Source organism: Campylobacter ureolyticus, assembly GCF_027277485.1.
Taxonomy (GTDB): domain Bacteria; phylum Campylobacterota; class Campylobacteria; order Campylobacterales; family Campylobacteraceae; genus Campylobacter_B; species Campylobacter_B ureolyticus_B.
The window spans coordinates 26,435-52,670 of sequence record NZ_JAPXGQ010000003.1 but is presented as its reverse complement, the minus strand read 5'-3'; the positions used below and the strand labels follow the sequence as shown (position 1 = coordinate 52,670).

Here is a 26,236-nt window from a genome sequence, read left to right as displayed (position 1 = left end):
ACATAAATTTTGATAAAATCTAAGCTTTAATTTTAAAGGAATATAGAAAATGAATTATGATGTAATAGTCGTAGGTGGTGGACACGCTGGAATTGAAGCATGTTTGGCTGCTGCAAAAATGGGTAAAAAAACTCTTCTTATAACGATTTTAGCAGAACAAATCGGAGCAGCAAGCTGCAATCCTGCAATTGGAGGCTTAGCAAAAGGACACCTAGTAAAAGAAATAGATGCTCTTGGCGGCTGGATGGGTGTAGCAACTGATGAGTGTGGTATTCAATTTCGTGTATTAAACGAAAGCAAAGGTCCAGCAGTTAGAGGAAGTAGAGCTCAAATTGACATGGATAAATATAGAATTTATCAAAGAAATACACTTTTAAACACAAAAAATTTAGATGTAACCCAAGAAATTGCAACTGAAATTTTAACGAAAGATGGAGAAATACAGGGCGTAAAAACTCATCTTGATAGTATTTACTATACTAAAAAATTAATAATTACAACAGGAACTTTTTTAAACGGACTAATTCATGTTGGCACAAATAAACTTGAAGCAGGAAGAGTTGGAGAGCTAAGTTCAAAATCTTTATCAAAGTCATTGAAAAGTCTTGGCTTAAACATGGGGAGATTAAAAACTGGAACTTGTTCGAGAGTTCTTGGAACTAGTATCGATTTTAAAGATTTAGAAATTCAAGGCGGAGATGAAAATCCAAAACCTTTTAGTCTAAGAACAAAAAATTTCAATCCTAAACAGCTTCCTTGCTATATAACTTATACAAATGAAAAAACACATGAAATAATAAGAGCAAATTTTGATAAAGCTCCAATTTTTACAGGACAAATAGCAGGTGTGGGACCAAGATACTGCCCTAGCATAGAAGATAAAGTGAATAGATTTAGCGACCGTGATAGACATCACCTTTTCATTGAGCCTCAAACAAAAGATGCAACTGAATATTATATAAACGGGCTTTCATCCTCACTTCCATTTGAGGTACAAAAAGCAATGCTTAAAACAATAAAAGGTTTTGAAAATGCTAAAATTGTAAGACACGGATATGCAATTGAGTATGATTTTGTTGAACCTACTGAATTAAAGCACTCACTTGAGACAAAAAAGATAAAAGGACTTTTTCTAGCTGGACAGATAAATGGCACAACTGGATACGAAGAAGCTGCAGCTCAAGGGCTTATGGCTGGTATAAATGCCTCACTTGAAGCTGATGAAAAAAACCCTTTGATATTAAGAAGAGATGAAGCCTATATCGGTGTTATGATAGATGATCTTGTTACAAAAGGAACAAAAGAACCATATAGAATGTTTACAAGTAGAGCTGAATATAGACTTTTATTAAGAGAAGATAATGCATTTTTAAGACTATGCAAATATGGACACAATATCGGGCTTTTAGATGATGAAATTTATAATTTTTCACAAAAAGTAAAAGAGAATGTCAAAAAAGGAATGGACTTTTTAACCAATACTTCACTTAATCCATCAAATGAAAATAATAATTTTTTAGAAAAACTTGGAGAAGAAAAAATAACGAATATCGTTACTTGGCAAAAAATAGTCGCTAGAAAAAGCTTTAACAAAGAAAAATTAAAACAAATTAACAGTTTCTTTGCAAATTTAGATGATAGAAGTTGCGAGGAAATTTTAATAGAATGTAAATATTATTTCTACATTCAAATGCAACTTGATGAAGTTAAAAAAATGAAAGAGATGTTAAATGTTAAAATTCCTAGCGATTTAGATTTTAAAAAAATTTCAGGCCTTAGCAATGAAGTAGTTGAAAAGCTAAATAAATTTAATCCACCAACTTTATTTGCAGCAAGTGAAATTAGCGGTATAACTCCAGCAGCAATTGACCTACTCCATATTTATATAAAAATGCAAAGTAGAAAAAATAACTCTCACAAAGATATATAAAATAAATTTTTTATTATAAATTTTTTACTTGTGATTTTCTTAAATTACAAGTAGAAAATAATTTAGAACAAGAGACTTTTTATTATAAATTTAAATTTTGAGTAGAAAAAATTTACCGCTATTTTAAGCGGTAAATTTTAATTTAATGGAGATTTGACCAAACTTTTCTCTTCCAAAGTCCAGCAAATACAGCAAGTATCACAAAATATATCATTATGTAAATAGATAAGCTTTCTCTTTCAGCTTTTTTACTATCTCCAATATTTTCCATATATTCTATAACTTTAGCTTCACTTTCTTGATTTAAACCAACTCTTGGCATAGCAGTTCCTGGAAGCATTTTTTGAGTATCATTCAAAAAGTTATGTAAAAATTCTTTACTTCTTGATCTTATATACATAGAAAGATCAGGTGGAGTTGAGCCAAGGTATGCTGCAATACTTAATTTATCTCCATCGGCATAAACATCATCATATTTCATATCATGACATCTTTGACAAGCATCTGCATAGATTACTTTATTTATGATATTTTCTTTATCATTTTTATTTAAACCATCTATAAATTTAGTCTTGTCATTTTCATTTAATTCCCCTTTTGCAACCATTTTATTTGCATAAAGTTCTACTATGCCATCATCGCTTGGAACGATTGATTTTAAGTATGCAACAATATCAGCTAATTCTTGATTAATGTCACCACCTACGCCGAAAAATCCAGGCATTGGATAAGGGACTTCATCACCAAATTTATGATCTAGCTTTTGAGCCATAACTGGATCTTTAATAAGTGCTGCTAAAAATTTATCATCAAAAATCTTACCAGCCATACTTAAATCAGGTGGATTTACTCCATAAGCTTGACTTGCATCCATTGCACCTAGTGGAGCTGGCATACCGGCTGACTCAACACCGTGACATGCTGTACATCCAGCCATTAAAAATGTTTCTGCACCAGTCGCGGCATCACCTTTTGTTAAATCTATTTGATTTATCTCATCCCAAAAAGCACTATATTTGTCTAAATTTGAATTAGCATTATCAAGGTCAAGTTTTGCATTTTTTATCATATCTTCAAGACCTGATTTTTCTGCTTTTTTAACATTTTCTTCTGCTTTTTTAACATTAGTTTTTGCTAAAGTTATATCTTCAACCGCAAAATCATAATTTGCTGGATCAACATGTGGATTAAGTTTTGAATGAGCGTAAGGCTCTATCCCCCAATACAACAATAGTGTAAAAAATATAACTACTAATAATGGTTTTAACCCTTTCATCTTAACCCCTTTTTCTTTCTGCGATAGTTACAAGCGGCAATGCAACTAGGATGAGAATAATATAAAGCATTGATAGGACAAAACCTATATAAGTATTTGCAATTCCAAAAGTAAAGCCATCAGCAGGTAATTTACCAAAAATACTTAAAAGTATTAAATCAACTAAAAGCACCCAAAACCATACAAAAAATCCTTTATTCTTGTGGGCGGGAGCCACAACATTACTTCTATCAAGCCATGGAATAAATGCTAATGAAACCATAGCAAAAGCAAACGCAATAAGTCCAATATCGGCAGCTTTTAAAGGTCCGACATCAAAGAAGAATCCTCTTAAAATTTCATATTCCCATAAAAAATACCATTCAGGATATATATGCGGTGGTGTTTTTAAGCTATTTGCTGGGTCAAAATTTATAGGATCCATTGCAAAGCCAAAATTAAATCCTACAAGGTAGAAGAAAAATACCATAAATATAGAAACATAATAAAAGTCTTTTGCTAAAAATCCAGGCCAAAACGGAATAACTTTACTCTCTTTTGTTTTTCCTTCCAAGTATTTTTCAGCTTCTAAGTCAAAATCTATTTCCTCACCTGTTAAGTTATTTACATGTGGAAATCTTAAAGCATAAAAGTGAAGTGCTAAAGCAACTATAACAACAAGTGGAAGCAAACAAACATGAAGCATAAAAAATCTTGTTAAAGTTGGGTCACTTACTGCATAATCTCCTCTCATCCACTCAACAACAGCATCTCCAATAAATGGAATTCCACCAAAAAGTTGAGTTATAACCTGGGCTGCCCAATAGCTCATCTGCCCCCAAGGAAGCATATATCCACTAAATGCCTCGGCTGAAAAGACAACCATAAGTATAATACCACTTATCCAAATCATCTCTCTGCCTTGCTTATAAGAGCGGTAATAAATTCCTGTTAGTGTATGAATATATATGATTAAGAATGTAACTGAAGCAGCTATTGCGTGCATATGCCTCCAAAGCCATCCATACTCCACTTCTTGCATAATTGTTTTATTAACACTATCAAATGCAAGCATAGTATCTGGCTTATAATAACACATTAGCATTAAACCGCTTATTATCAAAAGAACAAAAAGCGCTAAAAGGATAACTCCCATAGCCCAAAGAAAGCTGATATTTTTAGGTATCCAATACTCAGCAACCATAACTTTCCAAAACTTATTTATAGCTAGTCTTTGGTCAAACCAATCACCAAGACTAGTAGCTTTTCTAATTCTCGCCATCTAATCCTCCTTATGCTTTACCAACAAGTTTTTCATACTCAGGCCCAACTTCGCCTAAAACTAAAGTTGTTCCTTCTATCTTAAATGGAGGGATATCAAGTCCACGAGGTGGTGGTCCAAAAGTTGCATTTCCACTGGCATCAAAAAGCCCACCATGACAGGCACAAATAAATTGGTTATTTTTAAAGCTTGGAATACAACCCAAATGCGTACAAAGCCCGATACAAACTGTATATCTAGCATCTCCAACTACAACATCCCTAGAATCATCAGGTTTCATATCAGATGATTTCTTAAGTATAAAAATAGGTTTTTTTCTCCACTGGGTTTGATAAAGCTCCCCTTCTACAACAGCACTTAAATCAACTGTTGTAAAACCTGCAGCTTTAACACTTGGAAGCGGATCCCAGGTTTTTTTCATGGCTACAAGTCCGGCAAGCCCACCAACTGCTGCAACCGCAGTAAAAGAAAGTCCTATAAAATCTCTTCTTTTTTTATTTTCTATAGACATTCTTATCCTTTCGTAAAATAATGATTGATTGATTTTATCTAAATAATTATTAAATTATAATAATTTATAAACATTTGAGTAAATTTTTAGTTTAATTTTAAGCATTAATTCAAAAAATAAATTTATATTTATAAATTTTATTAGCACTTATTATATTAAACTGCTAAAAATACTTGACATTTTTTATAAAGTTTAGTATAATACACTCAATTTAAATAAATAATTCAACTTAAAGGAGAAAATTATGAAAGTTAAAAGATATGAACCGTTTATCAGTTTTTCAGAGCTTGGAGACAAATTTTTTAATCTTCCATTGAACAGTGAAAAAAGTATTTCTGGATTTACTCCATCTGTAAATACAAGAGAAGATGATAAAGCATACTACATAGAAGTTGATCTTCCAGGAGTCAAAAAAGAAGATGTAAGTGTTGATTTGGATAAAAACCATATCTCAATAAGCGGAGAGAGAAAAATTAAAAATGAAATTAAAGAAGATGACTACTACAAAGTAGAAAGTGTTTTTGGCAAGTTTAGTAGAAGTTTTTCACTTCCTGATAGTGTTGATAACGAAAATATACAAGCATCTTTTGAAAATGGAGTACTTGAAATTTTAATCCCTAAAGTAGCACCAAAAGTCGCTAAGAAAATAGAGATTAAATAAAAATTTGCCACCATATGGTGGCAAATTTATAATTTTATTTAAAATAACTAAGTATAAAAACCTGCAATAAATCTGAACTCTTTTTATTATTTATTAATTTCATAAATTCATATATTTTTAAATATGGACTAATTTTTTTTCACCAAAAAAAATAATTCGCTGTATTTGATAAATTTACAAAACAAAAAATTAAAGCTATTTTTTGAAAAACTCATTCATCTTTTAATTCTAAGATATTTTCAATTTCCAAGCTCTCAACACTTGCCACACTTTCACCGGCAATGCCTTTTATCTCACCAAACATATCAATAGCGCTATCTCTTGCTTTTTCTATAGCAATTTCTCTTTGTTTTCCATCTGCACTAATAGAAAGACCTATTAACACATTTTGAACTTTTAGTCCTAACTCTTTTATAATTTTAGAACAGACATATTCTGAATATATAGAGTTTTTATAAGAAGTCAGCAAGCTTTTTTCTTATTTTCATCAAATCTAGCGTTAAATTTTCCAATATATGTTTTATTATTATAAAAAATTTCAACTTTTTCTACATCATCTGATCCACCAAAAAACCAGGTTCAACTTTATCAAAAATTATCATCTTTTTCCTAACATTAAAAGCTTTAAATCATATAGACAATCACGCTCATCGTTGTCATCTGAATCCTCAATATCACATTCAATAATGTGTTCTAGTCCAGCAGCACAAGCGATTCGCAAGTCATAATCGTTAGCTTTTGATAAAGCATCAATAAAAAGGTCAAGTTCTACTATTACCATTTTTGATAGCTTATTTCTATCTATTTTTCCAAGTTTTAAATAGTAATCTAATAACTCTTTTCTTTCATCATAAGACATCTTATCATCTGTTGATAAAATGTCATCCATCACATCGTGCAATTGCTGATTGTTTTTGCAATTATTTAGTTGATTTTTATAGTTTTTCATCTTTTATTTTTTTCATTTAAAACTGCTTGCATTTTAGCTTTATATTCTGATTCAAGCTCTAAATTTTTGCGCTTTAGTACTTCAATCTCGGCAGTTTGTTTATTAAGCTCTGAAATTTTGGCTGATTTTTCTAAAAGCTCTTTATTTAATGATTCGAATTTTTGCAAATTTTCTTTTTCAAGTTCATTTTTTAAAGCATTTTTTAAATTTATTTTTTCCTTTTGGAGTTCTAAATTAAGAGCATTTTGTAAATTCTCATTAAATTTTGCTTCTTTTTGTTTTAAATTTAATTTCTCTTTTTCTAGCTCATTTTTAATTGCTATAAATTTTAAGTTATACTCTTTTCTTAACTCTTCTTTTATGCTTTCATTTATTGGAAACTCACTGCCACATTTTGGACATTTTACTAGGTTATTTACCATCATCACTTCTTTTTTTCATTTTTTCAAACTCTGCAAAAATAGCACTTTGCTTTGGCTCATCCGTCATTTTTCCTAAAACTTCACTATATTTATTTACTAAAATTATTACAAGACTTGAAACAAAAAAGCCAGGAAGTATTTCATAAACCACACTTGATAGATTAAAAACTATCCATAAAATAACTATTCCACCACCACTTACCATTCCAAGAAGTGCTGAGAGTGCGGTCATTTTTTTTGAATATAAGCTAAACAAAAGCACTGCACCAAAACTAGCGCCAAATCCAGCCCAAGCATTTCCTACAACGCCTAAAACAGTATTTTTATAAACGAAAGCTAAAAATGTTGAAATTACAGCTATAAATATAACTGAAATTCTGCTTATTAGTGTTTGAGTTTTTGCGCTTACATCTTTTTTATAAAAAGCAAAAATAAAATCCTTTGTAACTGAGCTTGCTGTAACTAAAAGTTGACTTGACATAGTACTCATTATAGCAGCCAAAACAGCAGTTATAATAATTCCTACAAAAAATGGATGAAATAGTGTCTTGCCAAGTTCTAAAAATACAGTTTCAGCATCTTTTAGGTTAATTCCTTGCTGATTAAAATAAACAAAACCAATAAGCCCGCTGCAAACAGCACCCAAAAGCCCCAAAGCCATCCATGAAATTCCTATATTTCTAGCTTGATCAAGCTCTTTTGAACTTCTTATGGCCATAAATCTAACTATTATATGAGGTTGTCCAAAATATCCAAGCCCCCAAGCAAGAAGTCCTAGAATACCTAAAAATGTCTGATTTGAAAATGGATTTAAATGTTGGCTAGAAGCTATATTTTCATATTTTAAAACCTCTTTAAAAAAACTTGTATTATTTAAATCAAGTGCAAAATAGGCTCCAAGAGGAATTATGATAAGCACCAAAAACATAAGCGCACCTTGAAAAGCATCTGTTAAACAAACAGCTCTAAAACCACCAAAAAATGTATAAAATACAACAATTAAAGTTGTTAAAATTGCTCCAAGTGCAAAAGGGAGTCCAAAAAAACTAGCAAATGTTTTTCCGCCTGCAATTACCCCACTGCTTACATAAAGTGTATAAAAAACTAAAATAACAAGTCCTGAGACAATTCTTAAAACTTTTGTTTTATCTTTAAATCTATTTTCTAAAAAATCAGGTATTGTTACACTATCATCGGCTACTTCTGTATAAACCCTAAGTCTTTTTGCTAAGAATTTATAATTGCACCAAGCCCCAATTGTAAGTCCAATAGCTATCCAAATATTGCAAAGTCCACTTAAAAAAATCGCTCCAGGAAGTCCTAAAAGCATCCATCCACTCATATCACTTGCCCCAGCACTTAAAGCTGTAACAAAAGGACCAAGGCTTCTATTATCTAATAAATATTCGTTTAATCCAGCATTTTTATTATAAGAAATTTTCCCTATAAAAAGCAAAATCACAAAATAAAGCCCAATAGCTAAATATGTACTAAAATCCATAACTCTCCGATCGCTACAAAAAATAATTCTTTGATTTTATCTAAAATTAAATTAAATATATCTTTTAGTTTTTTAATTGATTTAAATCATTATAATCTAGTTTTAAATTAGCTAAAATTTGTAAAATAAATTTTTGGGAATTAAAATGTATTTTTTTGCTTTATTTATGCATTTACTTTGTGCAATATTTTTTATAGGGTATGTTTTTTTTGATGCCATCATTTATCCTTTTTCTAAAAAAAGCATTGATGAAAAAACTTATAAAAGCGTTAAGAAAGCTTATACAAAAGGAAGCGGAGTTGTTTTTGGCGTGATATTTTTAGTGCTTTTGATAAGTGGAATTTGGCTTGGAAGTCATTATATCGGTATTTCAAAAGGATTTTTTAACTCAAATTTACAAATTTTTCTAAGCCTTAAAATTCTTACGATTATTTTTATGTGCGTTATAACCTTTATTTCGGTATATTTTGTAGCTATATTGAAAAAACCAGATCCATTTGGCAAATTTTCACATCTCATTGCTTTGGTTTTATGCATAATAATCGTATTTTTTGCAAAAGCTATGTGGCATTTATAAATTTAAAAATAAATTTCTTAAATTTAAGCTAAAAAATATCAAAATTTCAGTATTCTTTTAGTTTAAATTTTTTAAAGGCAATTGATTGAAAAAAGAAAATATCTTAAAATTTTTATTTTTTATAATAGTTATCATAGTAGCAGTTTATTACACATATCCAAAAGATTTAAGCCAAGCACAAAAACTATCTTATATAACAAGCTATTTAATAACGATTAAACTTACTGTTGGTGGTATTTTTATAGGTATAGTTTTAGGTTTTATTTTGGCATTTTTAAAATTTTTAAATATAAAAGTTTTAAATTTTATTATTGATGAATATATTGATTTAATACGTGGAACACCGATACTAATACAACTTATGGTTTTTGCTTTTATTGTTTTTGCAGCTTGGTCAAATAGTCTTTATGCAGCAATAATTGCTCTTGGATTAAACAGTTCGGCTTATGTTGCTGAAATAGTAAGATCTGGTATAAATAGCGTAGATAAGGGACAAATGGAAGCAGCAAGAGCTATGGGGCTTAGCTATGGAGTTTCGATGAGAAAAGTAGTTTTTCCACAAGCTATAAAAAATATTTTACCAGCTCTTGCAAATGAGTTTATATCACTTTTTAAAGAAACTTCGGTTGTTGGAATGATAGGCATATTTGACTTAACAATGTTTTCACAAAGTCTTCAAGCTACACTTTTTACAGCTCAACCTATACTTTTTGCAGCAGTTATTTACTATGCAAGTGTGAAATTTTTTACTCTTTTAGCAAAAATACTTGAAACAAGGCTTAATAAAAATGACTGAAAATTTGATAAAAATTAAAAATTTATATAAAAATTATGGAAAATTAAAGGTTTTAGATGGTATTTCTACTGAGATAAAAAAAGGTGAAGTTGTCGCTATAATTGGACCAAGTGGTGGTGGTAAAAGCACATTTTTAAGATGTATTAACCGCCTTGAAGAACCAACTAGTGGCGAAATTTACATAAAAGATCAAAATATTTTAGATAAAAATGCAGACATTAATAAAATTCGCCAAAAAGTAAGTATGGTTTTTCAACATTTTAATCTTTTTTCCAATAAAACCGTTCTTGAAAACTTAACTCTAGCTCCAATTAATGCAGGAATTTATAGCGAAAAAAAAGCAGAAGAAATTGGGCTAAATTTACTAGAAAAAGTTGGACTTAAAGACAAAGCAAATGCATATCCACACAAGCTAAGCGGTGGTCAAAAACAACGCGTTGCAATAGCAAGAAGTCTAGCAATAAACCCAGATATTATTTTATTTGATGAACCAACTTCTGCACTTGATCCGGAGATGGTTGGTGAGGTTTTGGCCATCATGAAAGATGTAGCAAAACAAGGCATTACAATGCTTGTTGTAACACACGAAATGGGTTTTGCAAAGAATGTCGCAAGCAGAGTGTTTTTTATAGATAAAGGAAAGATTGCAGTTGATAAAAAACCAAGTGAGTTTTTTACAAATCCAGAAAATAAAAGACTTGAAGACTTTTTAAATAAAGTTTTAAATCATTAAAATTTATATTAAATTGCAACTCATTTAATTTTTATAATACAATATTATTTTATAAAAATTAAATTTAGCAATCAAAAAAAGAAAAGAAATAAGAATTTATGGTAAAATAGTTTTAAAAATTTATATTTGGAGCAAAAAATGAAGAAAATAATGAGTTTTTTCGTGATGTTTTTTTTAGCAAGCTTTCTTAATGCCGAAACTCCTGAGGTTGTAAAAGATGCTAAGACTTTATCAACACAAGAACAAGTACAGCCACAAGCAACAGTACAACAACCAAAAGGACATGAACAAAAAAATAAAAAAGTACTAATAATAGGAACAAACGCAAATTATAAACCTTTTTCATACATTGGAATGAGTTTTGAGCCAATTGGTTTTGAAATTGATTTAATAGATGAAATTGCTAAAAAGATTGGTTTTGAATATAAAATAAAAGATATGAACTTTGATAAAATTATACCATCACTTCAAGATGAAAGTATAGATATGGGCTTATCATCTATTAGTATCACCGATGAAAGAAAAGGACTTGTGGATTTTTCAGTACCATATTTTCAAACAAAAACTGTCTATTTAAAAAAGGCAAGTAATGGTAAAATAAAAGATAAAGAAAGCCTAAGTGGAAAAATAGTGTCTGCACAAAAAGAAACTGTGTTTGAAAAAATTGCCTCATCAATACAAGGTGCTAAAGTAGAAACCTTTAAAACACCTGATGTTGGGATAATAAATTTAAAACAAAATAAAGTAGATGTTGTAATTTTAGATTTGATTGTTGCAAACGACTACCTTAGCAAAAATAAAGATTTAGTTAAATTTTTTGAAGAAGGTGATGGAACTGAAGGTTTTGGTATAGCTTTCACAAAAGGTAAAAATGAAACTTTAATGACAAAGATAAATGAAACTTTAGAGGAATTAAAATCTGATGGAACTTATGATAATTTACTTACAAAATATCATTTAAAATAAATTTTTAATAAAAGGATAGATATGAAAAAATTTTTAAAAATTTTATTAGTCGTGTTAGCATGTTTGAATTTGGCAAATGCCAAGAGTTTAAAAGTTGGAACAAATGCGAGTTTTCCTCCATTTGAATTTGTTGATAAAAACTCACAAATTGTTGGTTTTGATATGGATTTACTAGATGCAATTAGTAAAAAAGTAGGTTTTGAATATGAAATAGTAAATATGGGTTTTGATGGATTAATACCAGCTTTAAAAAGTGGCAAGATAGATATGGTAGCAGCTGGAATGAGCGCAACTGAGCAAAGAAGAAAAGCAGCTGATTTTACAAATCCTTATTACTCAACAGAAAATGTTTTTTTAAAAAAGGCTGATAATGATTCTATAAAATCAAAAGAAGATATTAAAGGCAAGATTGTTTCAACTCAACTTGGCACAGTTCAAGAAATAGCTATGAGAGAATTAAAAGACATTAAAGTATCAACTATGAAAGATCCATTTAATGTGATAATGGCTTTAAAAAATGGCAAAGTAGATGTTGCAGTATTTGACTCATCAGTAGCCTATGGATACTTAAAAGAAAATCCTGACTTAGCACCATTTCACACAGAGCCTGATGGAAGTGATGGTTTTTCATTTGCTTTTAACAAAGGTAAACATGGTGATCTTATAGCTAAATTTAATGATGCTGTTGATGAGCTAAAAGAAGATGGAACTTACGATAAAATTTTAGTAAAATACGATCTTAAATAAAAAAAGCCCCAAAATCCTGGGGCTTAATTACGCATGAAAAACCAAATTTATACATTAACCGATGACTTTTATACCCCGGATAGCACTATTTTTACCCAAGTTTTAGAAATGCTTGAATCAGGAATTAAACTTATACAATACAGAAGTAAAAAAGAAAATAAAGATGAAAAAATTGTTCGAAATTTAGTTTCTTTATGTGAGGACTTTAATGCATTTTTAATAATAAATGATGATTTAAATTTAGCCAAAAAAGTAAAAGCTCATGGTGTTCATTTGGGAATGGATGATACAAGTTTAAATATTGCAAAAGAGTTTTTGGGAAAAAACAAAATTTATGGAATAAGTTGTTATGGAGATGTTAATTTAGCTTTAAAAGCTCAAGAAAATGGTGCTTCATATGCAGCTTTTGGAGCTGTTTTTAAATCAAACACAAAAAAAGAAGCTCAAATTTGCAATATAGACAATATTGATTTTTCAAAATTAAGAATTAAAACTTGTTTGATAGGTGGCATAAACACTTCAAATTTAGACAAAATTTTATATAAAAAAGCTGATTATTTAGCTATTGTAAGTGCGGCTTACAAACCAAACTCAATCACAAAAAACTTAGCAAATTTAAAATTGATAATAAATAAAAATAAGGAAAAAAATGACAATATTTGATACCATAATTTTAGGTATAGTTGAGGGACTAACCGAATTTTTACCAGTTAGCTCAACAGGGCATTTAATACTAACTTCGCATCTGTTAAATTTAGAGCAAACAGATACTTTAAAATGCTTTGAAGTTGTAATTCAGCTTGGCTCAATTTTAGCAGTTGTTTTTATGTTTTTTAAAAGACTTAAACAAGATATAAATTTATGGATAAAACTTATAATTGGCTTTATTCCAACAGCATTGATAGGTTTTTTACTATACTCATCAATAAAAGGACTTTTTAGTCCAAAAATTACTGCCTATATGCTTATAATTTGGGGTATTATTTTTATTATAGTTGAACTTTTTCGTAAAAAAAATCCTCCTAAAAATGAAATTCAAAAACTTGAAGATATAACTTACAAGCAAGCATTTATAATAGGTCTTTCACAATGTTTTGCAATGATTCCTGGAACTTCTAGAAGTGGCGCAACTATCATAATTGGACTTTTAAGCGGACTTAGCAGAAAAACAGCAGCAAGTTTTAGCTTTTTACTTGCAATTCCAACAATGTTTGCAGCAACTTTTTATGATACTTATAAAAATTTAAATATTTTTAAAGAAAATTTATCCCAAATTGGGCTATTTTTAATAGGTGGTTTTGTAGCATTTGTTGTTGCACTTTTGGCAATAAATTTATTTTTAAAATTTGTAAGCAAATTTGATTATATTCCTTTTGGGGTTTATAGAATTATTATTGGAATTGTATTTTTATTTTTTGTACTTTAAAGCTATAGTTTTATAACCTAGATAAACTCAAAAAGCATTTTCATACTTAAAATAAACAAAAATATTCCAAAGATTTTTTTTACATTTTGTGATTTGATATTATGAACTATTTTAACTCCAAGTGGTGCGAATAAAAAGCTGGTAATTGTGGTAAAAAATACAGCTTTTAAATTTACATACCCTATTATAAACTCACTTAAATTTGTATTTTGCCAGCCACTTACGACATAGCCAAAAGTTCCAGCAATAGCTAATGGAAAACCTATAGCAGCAGATGTTCCAATAGCTTTTTTAATATCAACTCCTTGAGAAGCGATATATGGAACGCTTAAACTCCCTCCACCAATCGATACTATTGCCGAAACTGACCCTATAATAAGTCCTGCAATAAATTGAATATACTTTTTATAAATTTTCCTTGTTTTGCTTACACTTTTTGAAAAAAACATTCTTAAAGCTGAAATAAACATATATAAACTAAAAACCATAGCAAGATAAAAAGCTGGTATAAAAGAGGCTATAAATGCACTTAGCATGGTTCCTATTATGATTCCAGGAACAATTAATTTAAGCAAATCCCACCTAACAGCATTATTTTTATTGTGGGCTAAAAAACTAGATAATGAGGTTATTATTATGGCACACATACTACTACCAAGAGCCAAATGCATTGCATCATTTATGCCTTCTTTTAAAAAAATCATAGTAAAGATGGGAACCATTATGCCCCCACCACCGATGCCAAACATTCCAGCGCATACACCAACAACGCACCCTAAAAGCAAAAACTCTATCACAAATTTTCCCTGTCCATATCTTGAATATATATAAAATCTAAAACCAAATTTGATAAAACTAAATCAAAACTAGCAAAGATGTTTTCCGCCTGTCATTTTAACTTTTTCTCTTAGCTTAATAACTGCTTTTATTGCACTTATTAGATAATCAATATCATCTTTTTCATGTGTATAATTAATGCTAACTCTTACAAATCCAGGTTTGCCTTCTTCTAAAAAATTTCTACCATCATCCATATTCATTAAATCATGCCCATAAGGTCCTGCACATGCACACCCTGCTCTAGTTTCTACATTATATTTTTGACTAAGAAGAGTTGAAAAAGTATATGGATCAAAACCCTTTATGTTAAATGAAAATATTGGAAGTTTATTTTTAACATCTTTGGCATATAATATCACATCTTCAAGTTTTAAAATTTTTTCTAAAAAATACTCTTTTAATTCAAGCTCTTTTTTTTCTATATTTTCAAGTCCAATATCATTTCTAAGCTTAAAAGCTAAATAACTCCTAATTAGCTCTGTAATTCCAGGTGTTCCTGCATCCTCAAGCTTTTCCTTATCTATTTTATAAATTTGAGTTTTTCTATCAACATATCTCACTGTTCCACCAGCTGCAAAAGTCGGCTCATCGCTTACACAAAGCTCTTTTTTCATAATTAAAATTCCACTTGATCCAACTCCGCCTAAAAGCTTATGTGGCGATATAAATAATGCATCATAAAAACCAGGATCAATTTGCATGTGAGATGCCACACTTGCTCCATCTAGTGCCACTATCCCACCAAATGCTTTTATAATTAAATAAAGCTTTTTATAATTAGTCAAAACGCCTGTGATATTCGAAGCTACACTAAAAGAAGCAATTATTTTTCTACCTTTATTTTCTGATAAAATTTGATTCAAAGCGTTAAAATCAATTTCGCCTTTTTCATCTAACGGAATTCTTTTTACCTCACAAAGCCCTGCTCTATAGCTTATCTCATTTGAGTGATGCTCGTATGGAGAGACTAAAACTAAAGGCAAATTCTCTAAATTTTTAATATCAAGTTTTAAAAATTCCCTACTCATTGGAGGAATGTAAATTCCCATAAGTTCTTGAAATTTTTTAATCGTTGCAGTTGCTCCAAAACCACATGAAAAAAGATAAAATTTATCATCAAGTTCTAATAAATTTTTTAAACCAATTTTTGCTTTTTCATAATACTCACTTGTAATTCTTGCATGCTCACTAGCTTCTGAGTGAGTATTTGCATAAGTTTTTAAAATTCTTAAAATTTCATTTTCTATAGGTCTGTATGCCAAACCAGAAGCCGTCCAATCAAAATAAAAAATACCTTCTTTTAAGATAATATCTTCTTTATTTATATTCAAACTATTTCCTTGAATTTTTGTAAATTATATCTAAATTTGGTAAAATGGCACTAAAAAAGGAGGATTAGAATAAACGCTTTAAAAATCACAGCAAAAAGATTTCCAAATCTAAATATAAGCGAGCTTTTAAAGTTTCATTTTGTATTTGATAACTTCTTTTTTGAAAATTTGAGTGATATAAAAATTTATAACAATATTTTTGAAGCTATAAAAAATGAAATTTTATACAAATTTGATGAATTTATTTTTGATTTAAGCAGTGATGAAAAACTTGCTTTAATGAAATTTGCAAAAAGCGATAGAAAAAAATACGGGCTTAATAAGATCTTTCCTCGCTATAAATCTCAAAAAATTGTAAATGATTTACTTAATAAAAATTATATAATTTTAGAAAAAACTAGAGAGAAAAAACCTACTCCAAAACATCCAAAAGAAAAGCTTCCAAGGCATTTACGAAGATACGTTATGCATGATAAAATTCATTTTAAAAGTAACTTTTTAAGGTTTTGGTTTAGATTTGTAGAGCCAAATTTAACTCTACTTAAAAGAAATAAATTTGATGAAGTTTTGGAAAAAATAAAGTACGATTTTGATAACTACTCTAGCTTAGGATTTGAAACATTAAGCTGTGAGCTTTTAAAAAAAAGGCTTGACCTAAAAGAGGCTGAAATTTACAGCTTTTGGACAAAGGAATTTGAAATAGACATTTTTGCTAAGCTTAACGGTTTTTTCATAGTTGGCGAAGTAAAATACAAAGAGAGAAAAATTTGTAAAAATATCTTAAATTTAATATACTTAAAATGTCAAAAACTAGGAATTTCACCACACATAGTAGCACTTTTTTCAAAAAGTGGGTTTAGTAAAGAACTAATAAATTTAAAAAGCAAAAATCTACTTTTATTTGAGCTAAATGACTTCAAAGATTTAGTCTAAATTTCAAAAAATTATTTTAAAAATTTAATTATTACATTTAAAATATATTTAATCATTTTCATTATTTAACTTTTAGCCAATCTAACTATTTTCAGGAATTGCTTCTTTTATCATCTCTTTTACTTTTTTATCTGTTTCTTCATCTAATGAAATCGCTTCTCTAAGGATAAATGAAGCCTCTATGATAGCATATAATTCAGGCTTTGTCGTTCGCCACCTTTGAAGTGTCCTAGTTGTAACTCTTAAAATTCTTGCTTTGTCTCTTTGAGTGTAATTCATAAATTTACCTTTTTTTAGTGATAAATTTATCTTTTAGACAATAAATAATTAATAGCGAAAATAAGTCTTAAATTTATTAAAAATTTAGACTTTATTTCATATAATATAAAAATATATTTTAAATAAAGGATTATAAGTGGAAAATTCACTTTTCTTACAGTTAAAGGATAAGGTTCCTGCTGATTTGCAACTTGCCTTAAAAAAGAAGTTAGAAAATTTAAGTAGTGATAAAATAGATTCGATTTCTATGCTTCAGTTAAAAGATCCTAAATTAGGTCTTATTTTGTCAATTTTACTTGGCGGTTTTGGAGTTGATAGATTTTATCAAGGTAAAATCTTGCTTGGAATTTTAAAGCTTGTAACATTAGGCGGACTTGGAATTTGGGCGATAATTGACTGGTTTTTGATAATGCCAAGCATTAAAAAAGATAATTTTGAAAAAATTAGCTACTTTGCGTAACACTGAAATGAAAATTTTTGATAAACTTATAATTTTTATTGCTATTTTGATTTTTAGTGGATGTAGCGACAACATAAGCATTGTAAAAAATGGTGTGCTACTAACAAATGATAGTATAACCGTTGGTGATGCGATAGAAAAATGGAAAGTTTGTAATAGTGTAAAATGGAGTGAATTTACAAGCGACAATGGTAGAAGTATCGTTGAGGCAAATTGTAAAATTGAAAAATCTTATAAAAATGATATTATTAAGTATTATTTAAAAAACCAAAGATATATAAGCAAAAATAAAATCAACACAAACAAAATAAAAGAAATATTTGTAGATTTTCAATTCGTGCTTAATATAAACAAAGATAGTTTAGATGTCCAGTATATAGGTATAAATTTAGATGATTTAGACAGCTTAAATCTTGATATATTAGGAACTCTTGAATATGTCTATAATAATATTTCTGATTTTAATGAAATACTAAATAATACTTTTGAAAGTGATGTTTATCTTGGTAAAACTGATGATGAACTTGATAAATCATACAAAGAATTTCAAAAAGATATGCAAGAGATCGATAGTGAAATGCAAGAACTTGATAACATGTTTAATGATATATTTTAGGAGTAGAAATGAAATTTGAAAAAAAAGTTATAATTGGCTCAATCACAAGCTTTATAATAACAGCTGTTGGTATCGTAGCTGTATTTTTCCCTGATTTATTAAATTTACAAAAGGAGAAATTTGAAAGATATGAAGGCGCAATAACCAATAAAAAAGATGCCTTAGAGTTTGCTAATTTTTTAGACAAAATAATTAAAAAGGAGAAAATTGCTTACTTGGATGTTGCAATATGCCTTCCAATGGAAAATAATCCTGTTACAAAACAGGAGGATTTTGTCTATTGGGTTGATGACTTTTTTCATCCAGAGGGAGCTGATTGGGGTGATGAACCAGGACCTTTTGTCTTGAGCATGAAATACAATAAAGATAGGCTAAGTACTGATGATGACTGCAAAGTAGACAAATTTAATAATCCAGAATATTTTGGGTTGGGTTGTGGAATTACAGAATATTCTTTTAAGGGTCTTAAAATGGAAGTAAATTATTATGATATAATTCCAGGTACAGTTTACGTAGCATATAAAGGCAATGCTAGCAAGAGATGCTATGAAAATTATAATGGCTATCCTCCAGAGGTATTTGTGTTAAATGGTTACTTTTATAGTGAAAGCACTAGTGAATATAGGGCAAGTATACATAAAAGTTTTAATTCTATAAGTGAAAAGGAAATAAAGCTCAAAAATTACTAATATTGCACTTAATAGCTTAGGAAAATTCCTAAGCTATTAAAAAATATATTTCTGCTAAATTTCGTTTAATTACGCTACCAAAATCTCACTTACATTTTGACCAAAATTCTCATCAACAAAGAAATTTGTTTCAAAAATATATACTTTTGTTGAAGTCTCGACTCTTAAAATAAGTTTTTTAGAGTTTTTCAAGTTATTTTGTTTGTAGGCAAGATTGTAAATTTCATTAATTATGTTTTGGTTTAATTCGTCCAGATTTATAGTATAAACATATTCTTCATAAACTCTTTTTTCTTCTTTTTTAAAGCCTTTTTTAGCAAAACTTCGCTTTTTAAAATCTGAGTTTTTTGCCTCATCAAGTCTTAAAAACTCATTTAAAGTTATTTTATACTGTGCATCGTCTTTTTCAATTCTTACTCTAAAAGCATATGGTCTTTCAAGTTCAGCTTCTGATAAAGCCTCTATTTCAGGAAGTTTGTTATCAAACACAACCATTTCAAAGTTTCCATGTAGATCAAGCACATTAACTATCGCCATTTTAGAGCCTTTTTTGGTTATTCTTGTATTTATCTCTTCTATTTTTCCCACAAGTAAGGTCTCAGTTACATCATTAAGCTCTTCAAATTGGCTAGTTAATGTATAATCAATCTCATTTATCTCATCCACATAATCATCAAGTGGATGCCCTGAAAGATAAAGTCCAAGCACTTCTTTTTCGTTTTTTAAAATATCTTTTTGAGTATATTCACCATTGGTTAGCTCTAAATGTACCTCAACCTCCATACTCATATCATCATCGCTTAAATCAGCAAATAAAGAGTTTTCTTTATCGCTTTTTATTTTATTTGCATTACGCGTAGATTCTGTAATGTTATCAATATTTAAAAATAAATTTTTTCTCGTTAGTTTTAAACAATCCATGGCGCCTGATTTTATAAGTCCATCTAATGCTCTTTTATTTACCTTAAAACTATCTATCCTTGAAGCAAAGTTGCTAATATCAGTAAAATCTCCATTTTTCCTCTCTTCTACGATATTTTCTATCGCACCAAGACCAACACCTTTTATGGCACCCATTCCAAAAACAATTGCATCTTTTTCGCCTTTTTGAACAACACTAAATTCTCTTAAAGATAAATTTATAGATGGTGGTAAAATCTCAATATTAAGTCTTTTGATCTCATCGATATATCTTGCAACTTTATCGAGGTTATTTTCTTCGCTTGTTAAAAGTGCAGCCATAAACTCAGCTGGATAATATGCTTTTAAATAAGCAGTTTGAAAAGTAATTAATGCATAAGCTGCAGCGTGAGATTTATTAAATCCATAAGAGGCAAATTTCATAATCATTTCAAAAAGCTCGTCGGCTTTTTTGATATCATATCCACCTTTTTTAGCGCCCTCTAAATACTCTTTTTTTAGGCGCTTCATCTCTTCTTCTTTTTTCTTACTCATCGCTCTTCTTACGATATCCGCTTCACCAAGGCTAAATCCACCTATTTTTTGAACGATTTGCATAACCTGCTCTTGATAGACAATAATTCCATACGTTGGCTCTAAAATTTCCTTTATATCATCTATAAGATAGTCAATTCTTGCGTTTCCATGTTTTCTTTCAATAAAATTTGGTATAAGATCCATAGGACCTGGTCTAAATAGCGCTATCATCGCTATAACATCTTCAAAATTATCAGGCTTTAAATCAGTGGCAAGTTTTTGCATACCACCACTTTCTATTTGAAAAATACCTAAAGTATTTCCACTGCTTATCGTTTCATAAACTTTTTTATCGTTAATATCAATTTTTTCCCAAATGACATCTTTGTTATATCGCATTTTAACAAGCTTTATAGCGTTATTTATAACAGTTAGGGTTTTAAGTCCCAAAAAGTCAAATTTTATTAAATCAACATCTTCAAGATAATCTTTTGTATATTGCGTGATAAGATGACCTTTATCATTATTTGTTTGGATAAAAACAGGGGTTTTGTTCCAAAGCTCATCATTGCTTATCACAACTCCGGCTGCGTGCATTCCTGCGTTTCTATTAAGGCCTTCAAGTTCTAATGCATAATCCCAAATTTTTTTAGCTTCTATGTTTTCTTCAAGTAAAGATCTTATTTTTGGCTCTTTATCAAATGAATCTCTTAGGGTTATTTTTAGCTCATTCGGTATTAATTTTGCCATTTTATCAGCTTCAGCATAAGGCATATTGCAAACTCTTGCAACATCTCTGATGACGCCTTTTGCAAGCAACTTTCCAAAAGTTGCAACCTGAGCGACATTGTATCTGCCATATTGTTCAATTACATAATCTATTACTTCCCCTCGCCTATCTTGACAAAAATCTACATCGATATCTGGCATACTAACTCTTTCAGGATTTAAAAATCTTTCAAAAAGCAAGTTATATGGAAGCGGATCAATATCTGTTATTTTCAATGAAAATGCTACCAAGCTTCCAGCAGCACTTCCCCTACCTGGTCCAACTGGGATACCTTTTTCTTTGGCGTGATTTATAAAATCACTTACTATAAGCATATATCCTGGAAATTTCATAGAATTTATTATGCTTATTTCTCTTTCAAGTCTATCTTTGTAAGCTTTATGTTTCGATGGATCTATAAATTTAAGTCTTTCTTCAAGTCCTTTCCTACTTAAATATTCAAATAAAACTTTATCATTTTCTAAATCATCTCTAACACCAGGGTTTGGCAAAGTTAAATTTAAATTTTTTGCATAGTCTGTTGTAAATTTGAAATTTGGTGGAGTTGGGTGACCTAAATCTAGTTCTAAATTACATTTGCCAACAATCTCTTGTGTGTTTTCTATCACATTAGGAATATCAGCAAATATTTTTTCCATTTCTTGGCTACTTTTTACATAAAATTGTCTTACAGCGTGACGAAGTTTCATGCCTGAAATAGCCATATAAATATTATGTGCTTCACTCATATTTTGATATGGATAATGTGCATCATTTGTGGCAATTACTTTTATACCAGTTTCTTTTGAAATTTGAAGAATTTGCTTATCTATATTTAGCTGATCTGTTATGCCATGACGCATAATTTCAAGATAAAAGTCATCTTTGAAAATTTCTTTATATTCAAGCGCAACTTCTTTTGCTCTTTCATAGCCTTTTGCACCTCTTTCTCTGTTTGTTTGACTCATATTAAGATGAAAGTTAACTTCACCTTGCAAACAAGCTGCCGAGCAAATCAAACCCTCACTATGTTCTTTTAAAATTTTTTTATTAATTCTTGGATTATAATAAAATCCTTCTAAAAATGCCATTGAGCTTAAATACATCAAATTTTTATATCCAATTTCATTTTTAGCAAGCAAAATAAGGTGAAATCTTTGCCTATCACTTTTATCACCCAAATCATCGTGATTGTGAATATAAGCTTCAATTCCTATTATTGGCTTGATGCCGTTTTTTTTCATAGTTTTATAAAAATCAATAGCTCCAAACATATTTCCATGATCTGTTATAGCAACACTATTAACGCCTTGCTCTTTTAGTATAGAAGCAAGCTCTGGAATTTTATTTGCTCCATCTAGAAGTGAATACTCAGTATGTAAATGTAAGTGCGTAAATTTGCTCATGAAAACTCTCTTTAAAATTTATTTATAGATGTAATTGTATAAAAATCTTATAAAAATATGGTTAATATCAAAAAAATAGAAATAAAAAGAAATTTTAAAAAAAGAAAATAAGACCGCTTTTGCGGTCTAAAAAGTAAATTTAGTCTTGTTTTGGACGAGCCTCATTAACTTTTAAAACTCTACCAAAAAGCTCTTTATTGTCCAAAGCTTCTATGGCTTTTAATGCTTCATCATCATTACTCATCTCAACAAAACCAAAGCCTTTTGAGCGATTTGTTTCACGATCTTTTATGATCTTGGCACGACTAACTTCTCCAAACTGTTCAAAAGCTTCTCTAAGCTCTGATTCAGCTAAACGAAACGGTAAATTACCTACATAGATATTCAAATTATATCCCTTAAAAAAATTACCAAATTTATTTTGGTTTTGGTATTTTACCTAAATTTTAACTATTTTGATATAAAATTCATAAATTTATTTTATTTATATAAAAGTTCTGTTTTTAAAACATTAAATTTATCATCACCTAAAAGAATTTTTACCAATTTTAAAGCAAACCCCATCGCCGTAGCAGGCCCTTTAGAGGTTATTATGTTTTCATCAATTATTACATTTTTTTCATCCGTATAGCCTTTGTAATTTACCTTTTGTTCAAAACCTGGATAACAAGTGTAGCTGTTTTTTAAAACTTTGGCTGTTGAAAGTGCCCAAGGAGCTGCACAAATAGCAGCAATTTTTAAATTTTTATCATTAAATTTTTTTAAAATTTCAGCTAATTTTTCACTTTTTGCCAAATGCTCAGCCCCTGGAAGCCCACCCGGTAAAACTATCATATCAAACTCGCCTACATTTAGATCATCTAAAATCATATCTGCTTTTACCTCTATGCCGTGAGTTCCATTAACTATTTTTTTATTAAGACCAACACTAACAGCCTTAATCTCAGCCCTTCTTAAAATATCTATTGCAGTAATTGCCTCAATCTCTTCAAATCCATCCGCTAAAATAATTGCAACTTTTTTCATATTTTCTCCTTAGTTTAAATTTAATACTATAATTATACTTGATTTTTTAAATAAAGGAAATTTTATGAAAATAAAGATTACATATTGCAATATTTGAAACTATAAACCAAAAGCTTTCCGTGTGAAAGATGAAATTTTATCTAAATTTCCAAATGCAAATGTACAGTTAATAGCTAGTGGAAGTGGAAATTTTATAGTCGAAGTTGAAAACAAAGTGATTTTTTCCAAAAAGGAAACTAATCGTTTCCCAAACAAAAATGAAATTCTAGACTTAATATAAACCATTGAAAATTTCAAGGAAAATTCCTTGAAATTTAACTTATTTTTTGACTTTTTCTATATATTCGCCAGTTGTTGTATCAACTCTTATAACTTCGCCCTCAAGGATATGAAATGGAATCTGCACAACAGCACCTGTCTCTAAAGTAGCTGGTTTTTTATTACTACCTTGAGTATCACCTCTAAAATTTGGTGCTGTTTCTATAATCTTAAGTTCAACAACTTGAGGTACTTCTAAGCCGATTGGATTTCCATTGTGAAAAAGCACATCAACCATCATTCCATCTAGCATCCATTTTTTGCTATCGCCAACTTCTTCATCGCTAATTGCAACTTGTTCGTAATTTTCAGTATCCATAAACTGGCAAGACTCACCATCATCATATAAATACTGCATCTGTCTTTCTTCTAAATGCGGCTCATCACATTTATCACCTGCATGAAAAGTCTTTTCTAAAACTTTTCCTGTTGTGTAAGATTTAATTTTTACACGAACAAAAGCTGGACCTTTTCCAGGTTTTACATGTTGATAATCAACAATTTTATATGGAATACCATCAATTTCTATTTTTAAGCCTTTTTTTAAATCGCCCATAGAATAAGCCATAAATTCTCCTTAATCTTAATAAAAATAGCATTATAGCAAAAAATATAGTTAAAATGATAAAATTTTAATTCAATAATGGCTATAATATATAAAATTTCAGAAAGGATGAACTATGAAAAAATTTGCTTTTTACCTAGGTTTGAGTGCTTTAGTATTTACACAAGGTTTTGCTAATGAAAATTTCAGTCAAAATTATGAAAGCACACTTAAAAATATAGTTAAGAATGTTGAAAAATTTGAGATAATGTCAGTTGATAGGCTTGAATCAATTGATGGACTAAATTTTGTAATTACAAATATAAATGGAGAAATGATACCTATGTTTGTAAGCAAAGACGGAAAGAGTGTAATTGGCTTTTCAAATTTAATTTTTATAGGAGATGACAAAGATAAAATTTTAATTGAAGGAAGAATGGAAAAACTTCACGCAGATATAAAAGCAAATCAAGACAAAATAGCCTATGAAATAATAAAAGAAATTCCTAAAGATAGGTTTATAAATATAGAATCTTTTGATAAAAATAACAAATTTATGACCTATATAGTAAGCGATCCTGAATGTCCTGATTGTCGTGAGCATCTAACTAAAATGGTAAAGTATTTAAGAAATGCAAATGTTAGGATAATATTTGCTCCTGTTCATGGAAAAAGTGCTTATACAAAATCAGCTGTAATGTTAAAAGAAGCTTCAAAAATAAATCCAGACAATCAAGAAGCTCTAATAAAACTTTTAAATAAATATTATGATATAAATGCTACAGTCAGTGACGATCAAGCAAGCGATGAAGAAAGAGATAGAGTGCTTCAAGATGCAAAAAAACTTTTTTCAAAAGGTGTCATAAAAGGTGTTCCTTTTAGTTTTACTGTTGAAAAAGAATAAATTTCAAAACCATAAATTTTAAAAAGCTAGGATTTAATTTCTAGCTTTTTATACTATTCCTAACAAAAAATATAAAAAATGAAAAATTAAATCCAACTGCTCTTAAAAATGGAAAGTTTAAAACATCATCTCCAAATTGGAAAATAGTGTAAATTTTCTTATTTTAAACTTAAAAATTAAGAAAAATTGCAACTACATATAGCTGAAATAAAAAACCTATTTTGATAGCTTTTTATAGATAAAATAAATTTTATAAAGTATAAAAACCATAAATGAAATAGAAAAATACCTAAAAAATATTAGAATTATATAGATATCTATTTTTGACTCCACTTTATAAATAAATGGCGACCCTTGGGGGTTTTGAACCACCGTTTTCACACTGAGAATGTGACGTCCTGAGCCACTAGACGAAAGGGTCATATCAAATTTGAAAACTTGATTTTATTATCTTTTTACAAATTTGTCAAATTTATAGACATTGCATTTACTTTGCAAATAAACCATTGATTTTTAATATTTTAAATAATCAGGAACCTACTTTCATATAAAATATTAATTTTTATAAAAATTTTACTAAATATTTAATATGCTAAATGTAATTTGTCATTATCTCAAGTAATCAATATTTTTACATAATATCTTTAACCTGCAAAAAATACTAAATTGTATTTTATTTTTTTATATTAGTTTTGATATCTTTAAACTCGCTTAAATCCATTCCAAAGGTTAGAGTTGCTTTTGCCATATTTTGCCTTTTTGTGATGCAATAGTATTATCAAATTTTAAAAGAGTGGTTATGCTTGATAACATAATTGTAGCTTTAGTTCTTATGGTATTTTCTCTTATTGTTTTTACAATTATACTTGCATTCATAGCTTGGTCCCTAATGACTATTTATAATTTTCTTTCGCTTTTTGATAGACTA

The 26,236-nt window shown here is 29.2% G+C and carries 30 protein-coding genes and 1 tRNA gene; 15 read left to right on the top strand and 16 right to left on the bottom strand.

Going from position 1 to position 26,236, the window contains the following annotated elements; genetic code table 11:
• The first annotated feature begins 49 nt into the window (after window positions 1-49).
• A complete protein-coding gene (mnmG, locus tag O6B72_RS02210; protein WP_269492078.1) occupies window positions 50-1,930 on the top strand; it encodes a tRNA uridine-5-carboxymethylaminomethyl(34) synthesis enzyme MnmG in 1,881 nt (626 codons plus the stop codon).
• 142 nt (window positions 1,931-2,072) lie between these two features.
• Here the strand turns inward: mnmG and O6B72_RS02205 are convergent, their stop codons facing one another.
• The 3 genes from O6B72_RS02205 to petA are packed head-to-tail and all read right to left on the bottom strand — an operon-like array spanning window position 2,073 to window position 4,978.
• Entirely contained in the window at window positions 2,073-3,206 is a 1,134-nt protein-coding gene (locus O6B72_RS02205) for a c-type cytochrome (RefSeq protein WP_269492077.1), read from the bottom strand.
• Between the two features lies 1 nt (window position 3,207).
• The gene (locus O6B72_RS02200) at window positions 3,208-4,467 is read right to left on the bottom strand and encodes a cytochrome b (protein WP_258298795.1); all 1,260 of its coding nucleotides are present in this window, start codon (window positions 4,465-4,467) and stop codon (window positions 3,208-3,210) included.
• A gap of 10 nt (window positions 4,468-4,477) precedes the next feature.
• Complete coding sequence (gene petA, locus O6B72_RS02195; RefSeq protein ID WP_016646661.1) at window positions 4,478-4,978, bottom strand: ubiquinol-cytochrome c reductase iron-sulfur subunit; 501 nt, start codon at window positions 4,976-4,978, stop codon at window positions 4,478-4,480.
• 244 nt (window positions 4,979-5,222) lie between these two features.
• Here petA and O6B72_RS02190 point away from each other — a divergent pair, with 244 nt between their 5' ends.
• On the top strand, window positions 5,223-5,639 hold the full coding sequence (locus O6B72_RS02190; protein ID WP_050335520.1) for an Hsp20/alpha crystallin family protein: 417 nt from the start codon (window positions 5,223-5,225) through the stop codon (window positions 5,637-5,639).
• Between the two features lie 211 nt (window positions 5,640-5,850).
• Here O6B72_RS02190 and O6B72_RS02185 read toward each other — a convergent pair whose 3' ends face one another.
• From O6B72_RS02185 to putP, 4 genes are all read right to left on the bottom strand, one after another.
• A complete protein-coding gene (locus O6B72_RS02185) occupies window positions 5,851-6,108 on the bottom strand; it encodes a hypothetical protein (protein WP_269492076.1) in 258 nt (85 codons plus the stop codon).
• Window positions 6,109-6,237: 129 nt separating this feature from the next.
• Window positions 6,238-6,528 (bottom strand): hypothetical protein, encoded by a 291-nt coding sequence (locus O6B72_RS02180; protein WP_269492075.1) that lies wholly within the window; start codon window positions 6,526-6,528, stop codon window positions 6,238-6,240.
• Window positions 6,529-6,584: 56 nt separating this feature from the next.
• Entirely contained in the window at window positions 6,585-7,010 is a 426-nt protein-coding gene (locus O6B72_RS02175; RefSeq protein ID WP_269492074.1) for a hypothetical protein, read from the bottom strand.
• Entirely contained in the window at window positions 7,000-8,511 is a 1,512-nt protein-coding gene (gene putP / locus O6B72_RS02170) for a sodium/proline symporter PutP (RefSeq protein ID WP_244079240.1), read from the bottom strand. The genes O6B72_RS02175 and putP overlap by 11 nt, the downstream gene beginning before the upstream one ends.
• A gap of 145 nt (window positions 8,512-8,656) precedes the next feature.
• Between putP and O6B72_RS02165 the strand changes: the two genes are divergently transcribed.
• The 7 genes from O6B72_RS02165 to O6B72_RS02135 all read left to right on the top strand — a co-directional run bounded on the left by O6B72_RS02165 (window position 8,657) and on the right by O6B72_RS02135 (window position 13,756).
• Complete coding sequence (locus O6B72_RS02165; RefSeq protein WP_269485245.1) at window positions 8,657-9,088, top strand: trehalose-6-phosphate synthase; 432 nt, start codon at window positions 8,657-8,659, stop codon at window positions 9,086-9,088.
• A gap of 85 nt (window positions 9,089-9,173) precedes the next feature.
• The gene (locus O6B72_RS02160; protein WP_024962227.1) at window positions 9,174-9,884 is read left to right on the top strand and encodes an amino acid ABC transporter permease; all 711 of its coding nucleotides are present in this window, start codon (window positions 9,174-9,176) and stop codon (window positions 9,882-9,884) included.
• A 4-nt stretch (window positions 9,885-9,888) separates the two neighbouring features.
• A complete protein-coding gene (locus O6B72_RS02155; RefSeq protein WP_050335990.1) occupies window positions 9,889-10,617 on the top strand; it encodes an amino acid ABC transporter ATP-binding protein in 729 nt (242 codons plus the stop codon).
• Window positions 10,618-10,755: 138 nt separating this feature from the next.
• Window positions 10,756-11,583 carry a transporter substrate-binding domain-containing protein gene (locus O6B72_RS02150; protein WP_258298791.1) on the top strand — a complete coding sequence of 276 codons (828 nt, stop codon included), beginning with the start codon at window positions 10,756-10,758 and terminating at the stop codon, window positions 11,581-11,583.
• A 21-nt stretch (window positions 11,584-11,604) separates the two neighbouring features.
• Window positions 11,605-12,330 carry a basic amino acid ABC transporter substrate-binding protein gene (locus tag O6B72_RS02145; RefSeq protein WP_258298790.1) on the top strand — a complete coding sequence of 242 codons (726 nt, stop codon included), beginning with the start codon at window positions 11,605-11,607 and terminating at the stop codon, window positions 12,328-12,330.
• Between the two features lie 33 nt (window positions 12,331-12,363).
• A complete protein-coding gene (locus O6B72_RS02140; RefSeq protein ID WP_258298789.1) occupies window positions 12,364-12,993 on the top strand; it encodes a thiamine phosphate synthase in 630 nt (209 codons plus the stop codon).
• Complete coding sequence (locus O6B72_RS02135) at window positions 12,980-13,756, top strand: undecaprenyl-diphosphate phosphatase (protein WP_258298788.1); 777 nt, start codon at window positions 12,980-12,982, stop codon at window positions 13,754-13,756. Before O6B72_RS02140 ends, O6B72_RS02135 begins: the two co-directional genes overlap by 14 nt.
• Before the next feature lie 17 nt (window positions 13,757-13,773).
• On the opposite strand, the gene O6B72_RS02130 is transcribed toward O6B72_RS02135, so the two are convergent.
• A complete protein-coding gene (locus O6B72_RS02130) occupies window positions 13,774-14,553 on the bottom strand; it encodes a sulfite exporter TauE/SafE family protein (RefSeq protein ID WP_269486873.1) in 780 nt (259 codons plus the stop codon).
• Window positions 14,554-14,622: 69 nt separating this feature from the next.
• A complete protein-coding gene (locus tag O6B72_RS02125) occupies window positions 14,623-15,927 on the bottom strand; it encodes an aminotransferase class V-fold PLP-dependent enzyme (RefSeq protein WP_269492073.1) in 1,305 nt (434 codons plus the stop codon).
• Window positions 15,928-16,095: 168 nt separating this feature from the next.
• Here O6B72_RS02125 and O6B72_RS02120 point away from each other — a divergent pair, with 168 nt between their 5' ends.
• Window positions 16,096-16,860, top strand: coding sequence for a DUF234 domain-containing protein (locus O6B72_RS02120; protein WP_269492072.1), 765 nt, complete (start codon window positions 16,096-16,098; stop codon window positions 16,858-16,860).
• Between the two features lie 81 nt (window positions 16,861-16,941).
• On the opposite strand, the gene O6B72_RS02115 is transcribed toward O6B72_RS02120, so the two are convergent.
• Entirely contained in the window at window positions 16,942-17,139 is a 198-nt protein-coding gene (locus O6B72_RS02115; RefSeq protein WP_024962236.1) for a hypothetical protein, read from the bottom strand.
• Between the two features lie 136 nt (window positions 17,140-17,275).
• On the opposite strand from O6B72_RS02115, the gene O6B72_RS02110 reads away from it, so the two are divergent.
• Genes O6B72_RS02110 through O6B72_RS02100 form a run of 3 tightly spaced genes read left to right on the top strand, consistent with a single transcriptional unit; the run spans window position 17,276 to window position 18,904 of the window.
• Window positions 17,276-17,599, top strand: coding sequence for a TM2 domain-containing protein (locus tag O6B72_RS02110; RefSeq protein WP_269492071.1), 324 nt, complete (start codon window positions 17,276-17,278; stop codon window positions 17,597-17,599).
• A 7-nt stretch (window positions 17,600-17,606) separates the two neighbouring features.
• Entirely contained in the window at window positions 17,607-18,215 is a 609-nt protein-coding gene (locus O6B72_RS02105) for a hypothetical protein (protein WP_269492070.1), read from the top strand.
• An 8-nt stretch (window positions 18,216-18,223) separates the two neighbouring features.
• A complete protein-coding gene (locus O6B72_RS02100; RefSeq protein ID WP_269492069.1) occupies window positions 18,224-18,904 on the top strand; it encodes a hypothetical protein in 681 nt (226 codons plus the stop codon).
• A 69-nt stretch (window positions 18,905-18,973) separates the two neighbouring features.
• Here O6B72_RS02100 and dnaE read toward each other — a convergent pair whose 3' ends face one another.
• The 3 genes from dnaE to O6B72_RS02085 form a co-directional block, all read right to left on the bottom strand.
• On the bottom strand, window positions 18,974-22,516 hold the full coding sequence (gene dnaE, locus O6B72_RS02095) for a DNA polymerase III subunit alpha (protein ID WP_269492068.1): 3,543 nt from the start codon (window positions 22,514-22,516) through the stop codon (window positions 18,974-18,976).
• A 139-nt stretch (window positions 22,517-22,655) separates the two neighbouring features.
• Entirely contained in the window at window positions 22,656-22,904 is a 249-nt protein-coding gene (locus O6B72_RS02090) for an RNA recognition motif domain-containing protein (RefSeq protein ID WP_101637015.1), read from the bottom strand.
• A gap of 92 nt (window positions 22,905-22,996) precedes the next feature.
• Window positions 22,997-23,542 (bottom strand): DJ-1 family glyoxalase III, encoded by a 546-nt coding sequence (locus O6B72_RS02085; RefSeq protein ID WP_269492067.1) that lies wholly within the window; start codon window positions 23,540-23,542, stop codon window positions 22,997-22,999.
• 64 nt (window positions 23,543-23,606) lie between these two features.
• Here O6B72_RS02085 and O6B72_RS02080 point away from each other — a divergent pair, with 64 nt between their 5' ends.
• Window positions 23,607-23,822, top strand: coding sequence for a SelT/SelW/SelH family (seleno)protein (locus tag O6B72_RS02080; protein WP_269492066.1), 216 nt, complete (start codon window positions 23,607-23,609; stop codon window positions 23,820-23,822).
• A 39-nt stretch (window positions 23,823-23,861) separates the two neighbouring features.
• Here the strand turns inward: O6B72_RS02080 and efp are convergent, their stop codons facing one another.
• A complete protein-coding gene (efp, locus tag O6B72_RS02075) occupies window positions 23,862-24,428 on the bottom strand; it encodes an elongation factor P (protein WP_024962240.1) in 567 nt (188 codons plus the stop codon).
• Between the two features lie 112 nt (window positions 24,429-24,540).
• On the opposite strand from efp, the gene O6B72_RS02070 reads away from it, so the two are divergent.
• Window positions 24,541-25,308 carry a hypothetical protein gene (locus O6B72_RS02070; protein ID WP_258298779.1) on the top strand — a complete coding sequence of 256 codons (768 nt, stop codon included), beginning with the start codon at window positions 24,541-24,543 and terminating at the stop codon, window positions 25,306-25,308.
• Between the two features lie 345 nt (window positions 25,309-25,653).
• Here O6B72_RS02070 and O6B72_RS02065 read toward each other — a convergent pair.
• Together O6B72_RS02065 and O6B72_RS02060 are read right to left on the bottom strand one after the other, a co-directional pair.
• Window positions 25,654-25,729, bottom strand: a tRNA-Glu gene (locus tag O6B72_RS02065).
• 308 nt (window positions 25,730-26,037) lie between these two features.
• Window positions 26,038-26,184, bottom strand: a complete 147-nt coding sequence (locus O6B72_RS02060) for a hypothetical protein (RefSeq protein WP_269492065.1) — start codon at window positions 26,182-26,184, stop codon at window positions 26,038-26,040.
• Between the last annotated feature and the right edge of the window lie 52 nt (window positions 26,185-26,236).

Excerpts from the sequence above, each read along its gene's own strand:
- mnmG (WP_269492078.1), top strand. The coding sequence starts at position 50 with ATGAATTATGATGTAATAGTCGTAGGTGGTGGACACGCTGGAATTGAA.
- O6B72_RS02205 (WP_269492077.1), bottom strand. The coding sequence starts at position 3,206 with ATGAAAGGGTTAAAACCATTATTAGTAGTTATATTTTTTACACTATTG.
- O6B72_RS02200 (WP_258298795.1), bottom strand. The coding sequence starts at position 4,467 with ATGGCGAGAATTAGAAAAGCTACTAGTCTTGGTGATTGGTTTGACCAA.
- petA (WP_016646661.1), bottom strand. The coding sequence starts at position 4,978 with ATGTCTATAGAAAATAAAAAAAGAAGAGATTTTATAGGACTTTCTTTT.
- O6B72_RS02190 (WP_050335520.1), top strand. The coding sequence starts at position 5,223 with ATGAAAGTTAAAAGATATGAACCGTTTATCAGTTTTTCAGAGCTTGGA.
- O6B72_RS02180 (WP_269492075.1), bottom strand. The coding sequence starts at position 6,528 with ATGGATGACATTTTATCAACAGATGATAAGATGTCTTATGATGAAAGA.
- O6B72_RS02175 (WP_269492074.1), bottom strand. The coding sequence starts at position 7,010 with ATGGTAAATAACCTAGTAAAATGTCCAAAATGTGGCAGTGAGTTTCCA.
- putP (WP_244079240.1), bottom strand. The coding sequence starts at position 8,511 with ATGGATTTTAGTACATATTTAGCTATTGGGCTTTATTTTGTGATTTTG.
- O6B72_RS02165 (WP_269485245.1), top strand. The coding sequence starts at position 8,657 with ATGTATTTTTTTGCTTTATTTATGCATTTACTTTGTGCAATATTTTTT.
- O6B72_RS02150 (WP_258298791.1), top strand. The coding sequence starts at position 10,756 with ATGAAGAAAATAATGAGTTTTTTCGTGATGTTTTTTTTAGCAAGCTTT.
- O6B72_RS02145 (WP_258298790.1), top strand. The coding sequence starts at position 11,605 with ATGAAAAAATTTTTAAAAATTTTATTAGTCGTGTTAGCATGTTTGAAT.
- O6B72_RS02140 (WP_258298789.1), top strand. The coding sequence starts at position 12,364 with ATGAAAAACCAAATTTATACATTAACCGATGACTTTTATACCCCGGAT.
- O6B72_RS02135 (WP_258298788.1), top strand. The coding sequence starts at position 12,980 with ATGACAATATTTGATACCATAATTTTAGGTATAGTTGAGGGACTAACC.
- O6B72_RS02115 (WP_024962236.1), bottom strand. The coding sequence starts at position 17,139 with ATGAATTACACTCAAAGAGACAAAGCAAGAATTTTAAGAGTTACAACT.
- O6B72_RS02105 (WP_269492070.1), top strand. The coding sequence starts at position 17,607 with ATGAAAATTTTTGATAAACTTATAATTTTTATTGCTATTTTGATTTTT.
- O6B72_RS02100 (WP_269492069.1), top strand. The coding sequence starts at position 18,224 with ATGAAATTTGAAAAAAAAGTTATAATTGGCTCAATCACAAGCTTTATA.
- dnaE (WP_269492068.1), bottom strand. The coding sequence starts at position 22,516 with ATGAGCAAATTTACGCACTTACATTTACATACTGAGTATTCACTTCTA.
- O6B72_RS02085 (WP_269492067.1), bottom strand. The coding sequence starts at position 23,542 with ATGAAAAAAGTTGCAATTATTTTAGCGGATGGATTTGAAGAGATTGAG.
- efp (WP_024962240.1), bottom strand. The coding sequence starts at position 24,428 with ATGGCTTATTCTATGGGCGATTTAAAAAAAGGCTTAAAAATAGAAATT.
- O6B72_RS02070 (WP_258298779.1), top strand. The coding sequence starts at position 24,541 with ATGAAAAAATTTGCTTTTTACCTAGGTTTGAGTGCTTTAGTATTTACA.
- O6B72_RS02060 (WP_269492065.1), bottom strand. The coding sequence starts at position 26,184 with ATGAATGCAAGTATAATTGTAAAAACAATAAGAGAAAATACCATAAGA.